Raw genomic sequence first — 11,479 nt, forward strand, 5'->3', positions numbered from 1 at the left:
TCCTGGAGGAACCCGTGTCATCGAAGACCATCACTCCCCGGCTCGTCGGGCTCGACCTCGCGGTCGGCTCCGACAAGAGCGCCGTCATCCGCGAGCTCGCCGGCCGCGTCGTCGCGGAGGGCCGGGCGACCGACGCCGACGCCCTGTTCGAGGACGCCTGGGCGCGCGAGCAGAAGGACGAGACCGGCCTGCCCGGCGGCATCGCCATCCCGCACGCCAAGAGCGTCGCCGTGACCGTGCCGTCCCTGGCGTTCGCGCGGCTGAAGCCGGGCGTCGACTTCGGGGCGAGCGACGGACCGGCCGACCTCGTCTTCCTCATCGCGGCCCCCGCCGATGCGGCGGAAGCCCACCTCGCCGTACTCTCGAAGCTCGCCAGGAGCCTCATGCTCGACGAGTTCACCGCGGGATTGCGCGCTGCGACGTCGGCGGAGGAGGTCGTCGCCCTCGTCGACGAGGCGATCGGTGAATCCGAGGCCGGCGCCGAGTCCGCACGGGCGGCCGACGTCGCCGACGACTCCCCGGCCGCCTCCGGGGACCCGGCCTCCGGCACCGCCACCCCCACGGGCCTCCTCATCGACGGCCGCCCCGCGCGCATCGTCGCCGTCACCTCCTGCGCCACCGGCATCGCCCACACCTTCATGGCCGCCGATGCCCTGACCGCGGCCGGGAAGAGCGCCGGAATCGACCTCGTCGTGGAGCCGCAGGGCTCGAGCGGCTACCAGGCCCTCCCGCAGAGCGTCATCGACGCGGCCGACGCCGTGATCTTCGCCAACGACGTCGACGTGCGCGAGGAGGCCCGGTTCGCCGGCAAGCCCGTCGTGCGCACCGGCGTGAAGAGCGGCATCGAGAAGCCGCGCGAGCTGATCGCGGAGGCGGTCGCGGTCGCGGCGGACCCGAACGGCGCCCGCGTCCAGGCGAGCTCCGGACCCGCGCAGTCTGCGGCGCCGCAGGACGCGTCGTGGGGGCGGAAGATCCAGCGCATCCTCCTCACCGGCGTCAGCTACATGATCCCGTTCGTCGCCGGCGGCGGTCTCCTCATCGCCATCAGCTTCCTGCCGTTCCTCGGCGGATACGGGATCGCGCTCGCGCACGGCACCGACGGGGTGAACAACGCCGTGTACACGCTCCAGCACTACGCCATCTGGAACCTGCCGCCCGAGGGCCTCGGCTACTACCTGGGGGCCATCGCCTTCGAGATCGGCAGCGTGAGCCTCGGCTTCCTCGTGCCCGCCCTCGCCGGCTACATCGCGTTCGCCATCGCCGACCGGCCGGGCATCGCCCCCGGATTCGTCGCCGGCGCGATCGCCGTCTTCATGAACGCCGGCTTCCTCGGCGGCCTGATCGGCGGCCTCCTCGCCGGCTTCGCGGCGTGGCTCATCGGCCGGCCCGCGGTGCCGCGCTGGCTGCGCGGCCTGATGCCGGTGGTCATCATCCCGCTGGGCGCGTCCATCATCGCGTCCGGATTGATGCTCCTGATCCTCGGGGCGCCGATCGCCTGGCTCATGACCCAGCTCACCGGCTTCCTCAACAGCCTGACGGGCGCGGGCGCGATCGCCCTCGGCGTGATCCTCGGCCTGATGATGTGCTTCGACCTCGGCGGCCCGATCAACAAGGTCGCCTACGCCTTCGCCGTCGCGGGCCTCGCCCAGCAGACCGACGCCAGCTTCCAGATCATGGCGGCCGTCATGATCGCGGGCATGGTCCCGCCGCTCGGCATGGCGCTCGCCTCCACCGTGCTCTACCGCCGCGGGTTCACCCAGGTGGAGCGGGAGAACGGTGCGGCCGCGTGGCTGCTCGGGGCCTCCTTCATCTCGGAGGGAGCCATCCCCTTCGCAGCCGCCGACCCGCTGCGCGTGATCCCGGCCAACCTCGTCGGCGGCGCGGTCGCCGGCGGCCTGGCGATGGCCTTCGGCGTCGAGTCCCGCGCCCCGCACGGCGGCGTTTTCGTCTTCTTCGCCATCGACCCGATCTGGGGGTTCCTCCTGGCCCTCGCCGCGGGCACCGTCGTCACCGCTCTCGTGGTCGTCGCCCTCAAGCGCTTCGCGGCCCCGCGACGCGCCGCGACGCTCGCCGCCGAGGACGCCGCCGACGCGTCGGCCGAACCCGCGCTCGTCTGACTCCACCGAGGTTCACGTCGTCGCGCCCATTCCGGCGGAATGACGACGACGACGTGAACCTCGGCGGCCATGGCTATGCCGTGGCCGACTCCGCGACCGTCGGGTAGTCGATGTAGCCGCGTGCCCCGCCGACGTAGAACGTCGAGGCGTCGTGGTCGTTGAGCTCGTGGCGTCCGGCCCACCGCTCGGCGAGGTCAGGGTTGGCGATGGCCGCCCGGCCGACCGCCACCGCGTCCGCGATGCCGGCCTCCACCAGATGCACGGCCTCCTCGCGGCTCGTCACCGTGCCGAAGCCGGTGTTCGCGATCAGCGGCGCACCGAGCTCGCGGCGGATGCCCTGCACGAGCTCGCCGGCCGGATCCGCGTGCAGGATGTCGACGAACGCGATGCCGAGCGGTGCGAGACCGCGGGCGACGGCCGCGTAGGTGGCAGCGGTCTCCGCGGCGTCGCTCTCGAGGGCGCCCTGGATGTTGTGCTCGGGGGAGAGGCGGATGCCGACGCGGTCGGCCCCGACGGCGTCGGCGACCGCCGCCACGACCTCGACCGCGAAGCGGGCTCGGTTCTCGGGGCTGCCGCCGTAGTCGTCCGTGCGCTCGTTGCTCGCCGGCGACAGGAACTGGTGGACGAGGTACCCGTTGGCCCCGTGCACCTCCACACCGTCGAAGCCGGCGCGGATGGCGTTCCGAGCCGCCGTAGCGTACCCGGCGACGGCCTCCCGCACCTCGTCGGCGCTGAGCGCGTGCGCGACGGGGAGGTCGGACTTGCCCTCCGGCGTGCGGATGGTCCCCGGCGCGGCGAGGGCGCTGGCCGAGACCACCCGCCCGGTCCCGGTGATGGCGGGGTGCGAGACGCGGCCTCCGTGCATGAGCTGGGTCACGATCGTGCCGCCCGCCGCGTGCACCGCGTCCGTCACCCGGTGCCAGCCTGCGACGTGCTCCTCGGTCTCCAGGCCGGGTTGCCCGATCCAGGTGCGTCCCTCCCGCACCGGCCACGTCCCCTCGGTGACGATCATGCCGAAGGAGGCCCGCTGCGCGTAGTAGGTGACCAGCAGGTCGCCCGGCGTTCCGTCCGCTCCCGCCCGGATGCGCGTGAGCGGCGCCATGACCAGGCGGTTGCGGAGGGTGAGCGAGCCGAAGGCGGAGGGGCTGAAGATATTCACCTCGAAACCAACCGGACCGACGCAGGGTGTATTTCCCGAGTGTCCGCGTCTCAGGAAACCATGATCCGGCTTTCACCTTCTGTGCTTAGGGTGCAGGTATGCGCGACAGGGGGATGCGTCGATGAGCCGGCCGCCACGGTCGGACGGCCTGCGCCGTCGTGCGGTCGCCGCCTCGATCGCACTCACCGCGGTCGCGCTGGCCAGCGCCGGCTACATCATCCACCTCGGCTTCAGCGCGGGCGACGACGGTGTGGTCGCGAGCGGGGGTGCGCCGCCGTCGGGGAGCGCGGCCCGGGCCGTCCCGGCGCTGCTGCGCGCTCTCGAGGCGGGTGACCGGCAGGCCGTCGACCGCCTCGTGCCGGGGTCGCCGACGGTGGACGTCGACGAGATCATGGCCGAGTGCCTCGGCCGGCAGAGCCCTGACTCTTCGGCGCACCTGAGCGATGGCGACGGACCGCAGGCGGTCCTCGTCGTCGCCGACGGCCAGCCCGCCTACACCGTGCCCCGCCCGGGCTCGTGCAGCTGGTGGATGTACTGGGACCAGCGCCATCGGTCGTGGACCATCGGCGCCGTGGTCGGCAATCCCCAACCCGAAGCCCCGCCCACCCCATAACGCCGCCGAGGTTCACGTCGTTGCGCTCATTCGGGCGGAATGGTGACCACTTCGTGAACTTCGGCGGGGGTGGCGGTTGTGTGCGGTTATATAGTTAATGCATATAAATCAACTACCGTCTCGTCAGGAAACTCCCGTGGCCCGCACCGGCATCTTCACCAAAGACCACCCGCACTATCGCTGGGTGGCGCTCTCGAACACCACGCTCGGCATGCTCATGGCGACGATCAACTCGTCGATCGTCATCATCTCCCTGCCCGCCATCTTCACCGGCATCAAGCTGAACCCGCTCGAGCCGGGGAACGTCTCGTACCTGCTCTGGATGCTGATGGGCTACATGCTCGTCACCGCGGTGCTCGTGGTGATGTTCGGCCGGATGGGTGACCAGTACGGTCGGGTGCGCATCTACAACCTGGGCTTCGTGATCTTCACGATCGCGGCCATCGCGCTGTGCCTCGACCCGTTCACCGGCGGGCCGGCCGCGATGTGGCTGATCGGGTGGCGGTTCGTGCAGGGCGTCGGCGGCGCGATGCTGTTCGCCAACTCGACGGCGATCCTGACGGATGCGTTCCCGGCGAACAAGCGCGGCTTCGCGCTCGGACTCAACCAGGTCGCGGCGATCGCCGGATCGTTCATCGGCCTCATCCTGGGCGGCGTGCTCGCCGAGATCGACTGGAGGATGGTGTTCTTCGTGTCGGTGCCGTTCGGCGTGATCGGCACGATCTGGTCCATCAAGTCGCTCCACGAGGTGGGGCAGAAGAACCCGGGACGCATCGACTGGCTCGGCAACGCCACGTTCGGCATCGGCCTGATCGCGCTCCTCACCGGCATCACCTACGGCATCCAGCCCTACGGTGACAGCAGCCAGGGCTGGGGCAACCCGTGGGTGCTCGGCTCGATCGTCGGCGGCATCCTGCTGCTCGTCGCGTTCGTCTTCGTCGAGCTGAAAGTGCCGGCGCCGATGTTCGACATGCGGCTGTTCCGGATCAGACCGTTCTCCGCGGGCATCTTCGCCGGGTTCCTGGCGGCGATCGGGAGGGGCGGCCTCCAGTTCATGCTGATCATCTGGCTGCAGGGCATCTGGCTTCCGCTGCACGGCTACAGCTACGAGTCGACGCCGCTCTGGGCCGGCATCTACATGCTGCCGATCACGATCGGCTTCCTCATCGCCGGACCGATCTCCGGGGCTCTCTCCGATCGGTTCGGATCCCGTGCCTTCGCCACCGTCGGCCTCGTGCTGGTCGCGGCCACGTTCATCGGCCTCCTGCTCATCCCGGTGAACTTCGACTACTGGCAGTTCGCGCTCCTGACCGGTCTCAACGGCATCGGCTCCGGCCTCTTCTCGTCGCCCAACCGCACCGCGATCATGAACAGCGTGCCGCCGAACGAACGCGGGGCCGCCTCGGGCATGGCCGGCGTCGCCCTCAACGCGGGCAGCTCGCTCTCCATCGGCATCTTCTTCTCGCTGATGATCGCGGGCCTCTCGGTCGCGCTCCCGACCGCGCTCACCCAGGGGCTCACCACGCACGGGGTTCCGCAGACCGTCGCCGCCCAGATCGGCAACACCCCGCCGGTCGGCAGCCTGTTCGCCGCCTTCCTCGGCTACAACCCGATCCAGAGCCTCCTGGAGCCGACGGGTCTGCTGACCAGCCCGCACGTCGATGCGGCGACCCTGACGGGCAAGGAATTCTTCCCCCAGCTGATCTCCGGCCCGTTCCACGACGGCCTCGTCATCGTGTTCCTCGCCGCGGCGATCATGAGCATCATCGGCGCAATCGCCTCGTTCGCGGGCGGCGCCAAGTATGTTCATGGGGAGGGGGCCGCGGCCGAGCGGTCCACCAGCGACGAAGGCGAGGACGTAGGTGCAGCCCGAGCGTGACGCGACGCCCCAGCCCGACGGCGGCGATGTGGCCGGGAGGCTCGCGCTCGCCGTGGGCCGGCTGAACCGGAGGATCCGGTCCGCGACCGGCGGGCTCAGCCACGGTCAGCTCTCCGCACTCTCGACGATCGTGCGGAAGGGTCCGCTGCGACCGAGCGAGGTCGCCGGCATCGAGCACGTCGCCGCGCCCACGGTCACCCGGCTGGTGTCCGAGCTGGAGGCTCGCGGTCTGGTCGAGCGCACGCCGGACCCCGACGACGGCCGCTCCTTCTTCGTCTCGGGCACCGACGCCGGCATCGAGCTGCTGCTGGAGGCGCGCTCCGACCGGGCGCGCGCCGTGTCCCGCATCCTGGACGGCCTCGACCCGAGCCAGGTGGAGGCCCTCCGAGCGGCCCTCCCGGCACTGGAGGAGGCCGCAGCCGTCGTCCACCACGGCGGAACGCCCTCGGCTCGCTGACTCCGGTCCCGCGCGGTTCTGAGCCGATCGCGCGGTTCTGACCCGATCGCGTCACCGGGCGGCGGATTCACCGTCTCTCCTGCATGGGCATCCCTCGTATCGACGACCCGCTCGGCGGCGACCCGCGGTCATCGGCGCAGCTCGCCCGGCTGCGCGCCGTCCTCTCCGCCGTCGACCCGTCGCGCTCGGCGACGGAACTCCTCCTCCTCGACGCGCCGGGTCCGGTCGGGTTCGTCGCTCTCCGTGTGGTCGACTCCGCCCTCAGGCATCCCGAGGGCGGCGAGTGGCGCCTCTCCACGATCGCGGTCACCGGCCTGGACCCCGAACGGATGCGCTTCGTCGCGCCGACCGACGAGGTGTGTCGGACGATGCTGACCGTGCTCGGCGGCGGTGCCGAGCACGCCCGGCGCGTCGCGTCCGAGTCCTGCACGGCTGTGCACCTGCTGCTGCGCGATCAGCACGGCCTCGTGCGGCCCCCGGTCGCTCCCGGCGAGGATGCGGGGCGGCGACCCGGTCAGACCCCCGTCCCCGGGCCGCCGCCCTAATCGGGAACGCAGTACTGCCGCCCGGCCATCCGGTCCGGCCTGCCATCCGATTAGTGCACTCACCAACGTACGGGAGTGGACCGGTCTGTCAAGGGGGTCGGACGGGAAGGATTGGCATCGCCCCGAACCGGGAGTAGGCAGGAGGGATGACGACCTCCACCATCCTGTTCGACGTCGACGGCACCCTCGTCGACTCCAACTACCTGCACGTCGACGCCTGGCAACGCGCCTTCGACGCGTCGGGGGTCCCGGTCGACGCGTGGCGCATCCACCGGGCGATCGGTCAGGACTCGGAACGACTCCTGAACAGCCTGGTCGGCGAGCGCGACGACGACTGGGTCGAGCGCGCCAGCGAGCTGCACTCCCGCTTCTACCGAGAGCAGGCCGATCGGCTACAGGCCTTCGAGGCCGCCGGCGCCCTCCTCCGTGCCCTGCGCGAGCGCGGTCTCGCGACGGTGCTCGCGACGTCCGCCCCGGACGACGAGCTCCAGCTCCTCCGAGACACCCTCGCCGCCGATGACGCCGTCACCGCCACGACGTCCGCCGACGACGTCGACGAGGCCAAGCCCGACCCGGGCATCATGAACGTCGCGCTCGACCGCGTCGGAGCCTCCCCCGAGGACGCCGTCATGGTCGGCGACTCGGTGTGGGACATGCGCGCGGCCGGCCGGGCCGGCATCCGCGCCATCGGGCTGCGGTGCGGCGGCAGCGGAGCCGAGGAGCTCCGGGAGGCCGGGGCATCGCGCGTGTACGACGATCCCGCGGAGCTGCTGCGTCGGGTGGGCGAGTGGGTCTGAGCGTGTGCCCGCTCAGACCGTGATCACGTTGACCCGGTCCTTGCCGGCCTGCTTCGCCGCGTACATCGCTTCGTCGGCAGAGCGGACGATGTCGGAGGTGGACAGCGGCTCCCGGCCTGCGGGGCGGTGGACGGCGACGCCGATGCTGGCGCTGATGGAGCGTTCGTCGGCGATGCCGGTGAGGGGGCGCCGGATCGCCTCGCGGATGCGCTCGGCGATCGCCTCGGCGACCGGTTCGTCGATGCCCTCGCACACGATGAGGAACTCGTCGCCGCCGAACCGGCCGACGCTGTCGCCCTGACGGATGCTGCGGCCCAGCCGGGAGGCCACCTCGCGCAGCACGGCGTCGCCCTCGGTGTGGTCGAAGTCGTCGTTGATCGCCTTGAAGCCGTCGAGGTCGACGAAGATCAGAGCGACGGGGGCGTGCTCCTCGGCGGCCCTCGCGAGCGCGTCGGCGAGGGACGAGCGCAGCGAGGCGCGGTTGACGAGCCCGGTGAGCGGATCGTGCAGGGCGTACGCCTCGAGCTGTGCCTGCAAGCGGATGCGGCGGAGCACCTGGGCGGCCTGGCGGGCGAGAGCCTCGTGCAGGCCGGTCTCCAGGGCGTCGACGCCGCGGGCGCGGCCGTAGAAGCAGGTGACGGCGCCGATCACGGAGTCGCCGTCGACCAGGGGGGTGACCGTGAGCTCGGCGACCCGCGCCTCCTCCAGCGCCTCGGCGAGAGACCGGTCCTGCACCTCGTCGACGCGGAGGACGAGGATGCGGTCCGCGCGGGACCGCTCGTCCAGGAGGGTGCGGAGGTCGGCGGGTTCCGCGCCGCCGGTGAGTACGAAACCCGCACCCGTCGCCATGTGGACGGCGGCGCCTGTCGCAGCGAAGGCGGTGCGCGCGCTCTCGGCGAGGGACTCGGCCAGCGCCGCCTCCGTGTCGCTGGTGACGAAGGCGGCCGAGGCCTCCTGCAGCACGCGTGCGCGCGCCTCCGACTCCTCGGCCGAGCGCCGCGCGGAGAGCAGCTGACGCTCCCAGTCCTCGCGGCGGGTGACGTCGAACAGAGCGATGTCGATGCGCTCCGCCGAGCCGTCCGGCCCGGCGACCGCGGTGGCATTCATCAGGCCCGGGATGCGGGCGCCGTCCGAGGCGATCACGGTCAGCGCGACCTCGTGCACGGCACCGTCGAGCCGCAGTGTCGGCAGCTGGCGGGTCTCATAGAAGATCCGGCTGCCGGGGTCGAGGAGCTCCACGAACGGCGTTCCGACGAGTTCGGCGGCCGGTCGGCCGATCCAGGAGGCGAGGGTCGTGTTGACGCGGGTGATGCGCCCGTCGACGTCGGCCGTGAGCAGGCCGCAGGGGGCCGCCTCCCAGAGCTCGGGATCGGCGGTGTCCTCGCCCGCCGTCACGCCAGGAACCCCCGCACGGCGTCGATGACCTCTCGCGGGGAGGACAGGTGGGGGCAGTGGCCGGTGGCCTCCAGCTGCACGAAGACGCTGCCCGGGATGCTCTCGTGCACGTACCGCCCGACCTCGACCGGAGCGATGATGTCCTCGGAGCACTGCAGCACGAGCGTCGGCACGCCCGCCTTCGCCAGGTCGCGGCGGTTGTCCGACAGGAAGGTGACCTGGGCGAACCGGCGCGCGATCTCGGGATCCGTGCGGCAGAAGCTCTCCGTCAGTTCGTCGCCGAGGGCGGGGGTGCCGGGGTTGCCCATGATCTGCGGGGCGATGGCCGCCGACCAGCCGAGGTAGTTGCGGTCGAGCGCGTCGAGCAGAGCGTCGATGTCTGCCTGGCTGAACCCGCCGCGGTAATCGACGTCGTCGACATAGCGGGGGGAGGGGGAGACGAGCGCGAGCGCGCCGAACAGGTCGGGCCGGCGGGAGGCCGCCAGCACACCGATCATCGCGCTGACCGAATGGCCCACCAGCACCGCGTCGTGCAGATCGAGTGTCTCGGCGATCTCGATGACGTCGTCGGCGTAGCCGTGCAGGGAGTCGTACGTGCCCGCATCGTAGGCGGCGAGGTCCGACGACCCTGAGCCGACGAGATCGAAGAGGACGACGGGATGCTCGGCCTCGAACGCGGGCGCGACCAGCCGCCACATCTCCTGGCTGCAGCCGAATCCGTGGGCGAAGACCAGTGGACGTCCGGTCGCGGCGCCCTGCACGCGTACGCTGCTGCGGCTCAGGATCCGGGCGGATTCGTCGGTGGTGACGGTCGTCATTCGGCTCCTCGATCGGGGGCCCGGCACCCGGGGCGGGCCCGTCGGTCCTCCCATTATCCGGTGCCGGAGCCGCATGTCGAGGCGGAGTACGCCGTTGCGAACGGCCCTTACACCCGATCGCCGAATCCGCAACCCCCGTTGACGGGGGAATTCGAATCCGCCAGCCTGGGATGTGATGACCAACGTGACGGATGACGGACGGATCGAGCGGCTCACCGCCGATCTGCCCGAAGCCGTGCGCCGGGAACAGATCATCCCCTACTTCCAGCCGCAGGTCGAGGTGTCGACGGGACGGGTCGTGGCGGCCGAACTGCTCGGGCGCTGGGAGCATCCCGAGTTCGGTTTCGTGCCCCCCGCGGTGTTCATCCCCATCGCCGAGCAGACCAACGCGATCCACGAGCTGGGTCGCCAGATGCTCCATGCCGGCTGCCGGGCCGCGGCGGAGTGGCAGCGCAGCGGGCAGCCTCTCGATGTCGCCGTGAACGTGGCGCCGTCGCAGCTCGCCACGGAGGACTTCTACGAGAGCGTCCGCGCGGAGCTCGCGGACTCCGGGATCGATCCCCATCTCCTCACCCTCGAGGTGACGGAGGAGACGATCATCGCGGATCCGGCACGGGTCGCGGGGCGGCTGGACCGACTGCGTGAGATCGGCGTGGTCGTCTCGATCGACGACTTCGGCGCGGGGCATTCGTCACCGCGCCGCGTCATCGACCTGCGCGCCTCGGAACTGAAACTGGACCGCCGGCTGGTCGCTCCCGTCAAGGGCGACCATTCGATCGCGACCGTCGTCGATTTCGCGCGGGAGCGCGGGATGCGCACCGTCGGCGAGGGTGTCGAGACGCGCACGCAACTCGACCGGCTCCGGGTCGCCGGCTGCGACCGAGCCCAGGGCTACTACATCGCCCGACCTGCCCCGGAGCAGCATTTCGGCGAGTGGCTGCGCGACGCCGCGCGGGCGTGACCCGGAGGCACCCGGTCCGTCAGAGGCTGTCGAGGTCCGCGTCGGTGGGAACGACGGGGGTCTCGTCGGCATCGCCCTCGCCGCCGACGTCGATCTGCGTCCACGTCACCGGCATTCCGGGCGAGAAGAGGATGTCCACACCGGGGCCGCCGCGCAGCGGTGGGATGTTGACGTAGCCGCCGCCCGCCTTGACCGCCTCCAGGATCTTCGTGCGCAGCTCGGAGACGGGCTCGGGCAGGAAGTAGTCCTTGCCGTCGACGGTGAGGCGGTTGACGATCATATTCGGGGGGACCTCCGGTGTCGGTGGGGGACGAGCACCTCCGACTGTACCGCGCGCACGCGAAAGCGATACCGGACCGCGGGTATCCTCGTGGAGAGCGCCCCACCCGTCCCGGCGCTCGCGAAAGGTTGATCGTGGGAACCCTGTCGTACAACGGCGAGAGCTTCGAGATCGACGACCGGGTGCTCACGCACCTGCAGATCGTGATCAGCACGAAGCTCCGCCGCGGAGAGAACTTCTTCCTCTCCTGGCCCCTCCCCGTGGAGCGCGGGAGCGGACGCCACGCGATCTGGGTCGACAACGGCGTCCCGATCCACATCTACTACAGCGGCTCGCGCGCCATCAGCATCAACCGCGACTGGATCGAGTCGATGATCGTGGCCGCCGGGCGCGCGTCCGGCCTGGTCATCACGGACGAGAAGTCGGCCACCGGCGAGACCGCCGCCGGATCCTGACCC

General features: G+C 71.2%; 12 protein-coding genes. 8 read left to right on the forward strand and 4 right to left on the reverse strand.

Features of this window, described 5'->3' with window-relative positions:
* Window positions 1-14: 14 nt before the first annotated feature.
* Window positions 15-2,117 (forward strand): fructose-specific PTS transporter subunit EIIC, encoded by a 2,103-nt coding sequence (locus LLS1_RS06355; RefSeq protein WP_226654075.1) that lies wholly within the window; start codon window positions 15-17, stop codon window positions 2,115-2,117.
* Window positions 2,118-2,190: 73 nt separating this feature from the next.
* Here LLS1_RS06355 and LLS1_RS06360 read toward each other — a convergent pair whose 3' ends face one another.
* Window positions 2,191-3,276, reverse strand: coding sequence for an alkene reductase (locus LLS1_RS06360; protein ID WP_226654076.1), 1,086 nt, complete (start codon window positions 3,274-3,276; stop codon window positions 2,191-2,193).
* Window positions 3,277-3,397: 121 nt separating this feature from the next.
* Between LLS1_RS06360 and LLS1_RS06365 the strand changes: the two genes are divergently transcribed.
* From LLS1_RS06365 to LLS1_RS06385, 5 genes are all read left to right on the forward strand, one after another.
* Window positions 3,398-3,889, forward strand: coding sequence for a hypothetical protein (locus LLS1_RS06365; protein WP_226654077.1), 492 nt, complete (start codon window positions 3,398-3,400; stop codon window positions 3,887-3,889).
* 136 nt (window positions 3,890-4,025) lie between these two features.
* On the forward strand, window positions 4,026-5,768 hold the full coding sequence (locus LLS1_RS06370) for an MFS transporter (RefSeq protein WP_223358153.1): 1,743 nt from the start codon (window positions 4,026-4,028) through the stop codon (window positions 5,766-5,768).
* Window positions 5,752-6,225, forward strand: coding sequence for a MarR family winged helix-turn-helix transcriptional regulator (locus LLS1_RS06375; protein WP_226654078.1), 474 nt, complete (start codon window positions 5,752-5,754; stop codon window positions 6,223-6,225). The genes LLS1_RS06370 and LLS1_RS06375 overlap by 17 nt, the downstream gene beginning before the upstream one ends.
* A gap of 83 nt (window positions 6,226-6,308) precedes the next feature.
* Window positions 6,309-6,770: a hypothetical protein gene (locus tag LLS1_RS06380; RefSeq protein ID WP_226654079.1), complete on the forward strand. Its 462-nt coding sequence runs from the start codon at window positions 6,309-6,311 to the stop codon at window positions 6,768-6,770.
* A 146-nt stretch (window positions 6,771-6,916) separates the two neighbouring features.
* On the forward strand, window positions 6,917-7,567 hold the full coding sequence (locus LLS1_RS06385) for an HAD family hydrolase (protein WP_226654080.1): 651 nt from the start codon (window positions 6,917-6,919) through the stop codon (window positions 7,565-7,567).
* A gap of 12 nt (window positions 7,568-7,579) precedes the next feature.
* On the opposite strand, the gene LLS1_RS06390 is transcribed toward LLS1_RS06385, so the two are convergent.
* Window positions 7,580-8,962 (reverse strand): sensor domain-containing diguanylate cyclase, encoded by a 1,383-nt coding sequence (locus LLS1_RS06390; protein ID WP_226654081.1) that lies wholly within the window; start codon window positions 8,960-8,962, stop codon window positions 7,580-7,582.
* The gene (locus tag LLS1_RS06395) at window positions 8,959-9,780 is read right to left on the reverse strand and encodes an alpha/beta fold hydrolase (protein ID WP_226654082.1); all 822 of its coding nucleotides are present in this window, start codon (window positions 9,778-9,780) and stop codon (window positions 8,959-8,961) included. The genes LLS1_RS06390 and LLS1_RS06395 overlap by 4 nt, the downstream gene beginning before the upstream one ends.
* A gap of 175 nt (window positions 9,781-9,955) precedes the next feature.
* Between LLS1_RS06395 and LLS1_RS06400 the strand changes: the two genes are divergently transcribed.
* Window positions 9,956-10,741 carry an EAL domain-containing protein gene (locus tag LLS1_RS06400; RefSeq protein ID WP_223358147.1) on the forward strand — a complete coding sequence of 262 codons (786 nt, stop codon included), beginning with the start codon at window positions 9,956-9,958 and terminating at the stop codon, window positions 10,739-10,741.
* A 19-nt stretch (window positions 10,742-10,760) separates the two neighbouring features.
* Here LLS1_RS06400 and LLS1_RS06405 read toward each other — a convergent pair whose 3' ends face one another.
* The gene (locus LLS1_RS06405; protein ID WP_226654083.1) at window positions 10,761-11,021 is read right to left on the reverse strand and encodes a hypothetical protein; all 261 of its coding nucleotides are present in this window, start codon (window positions 11,019-11,021) and stop codon (window positions 10,761-10,763) included.
* A 134-nt stretch (window positions 11,022-11,155) separates the two neighbouring features.
* Here LLS1_RS06405 and LLS1_RS06410 point away from each other — a divergent pair, with 134 nt between their 5' ends.
* Complete coding sequence (locus LLS1_RS06410) at window positions 11,156-11,476, forward strand: hypothetical protein (protein WP_223358145.1); 321 nt, start codon at window positions 11,156-11,158, stop codon at window positions 11,474-11,476.
* Window positions 11,477-11,479: the final 3 nt, after the last annotated feature.

This window comes from Leifsonia sp. LS1 (genome assembly GCF_020521355.1).
In the GTDB taxonomy this organism is placed as follows: Bacteria; Actinomycetota; Actinomycetes; order Actinomycetales; family Microbacteriaceae; genus Leifsonia.

What these genes read in the sequence shown, in the direction of transcription:
- LLS1_RS06365 (WP_226654077.1), top strand. Translation starts at nt 3,398, where the DNA reads ATGAGCCGGCCGCCACGGTCGGACGGCCTGCGCCGTCGTGCGGTCGCC.
- LLS1_RS06380 (WP_226654079.1), top strand. Translation starts at nt 6,309, where the DNA reads ATGGGCATCCCTCGTATCGACGACCCGCTCGGCGGCGACCCGCGGTCA.
- LLS1_RS06385 (WP_226654080.1), top strand. Translation starts at nt 6,917, where the DNA reads ATGACGACCTCCACCATCCTGTTCGACGTCGACGGCACCCTCGTCGAC.
- LLS1_RS06395 (WP_226654082.1), bottom strand. Translation starts at nt 9,780, where the DNA reads ATGACGACCGTCACCACCGACGAATCCGCCCGGATCCTGAGCCGCAGC.
- LLS1_RS06400 (WP_223358147.1), top strand. Translation starts at nt 9,956, where the DNA reads ATGACCAACGTGACGGATGACGGACGGATCGAGCGGCTCACCGCCGAT.
- LLS1_RS06405 (WP_226654083.1), bottom strand. Translation starts at nt 11,021, where the DNA reads ATGATCGTCAACCGCCTCACCGTCGACGGCAAGGACTACTTCCTGCCC.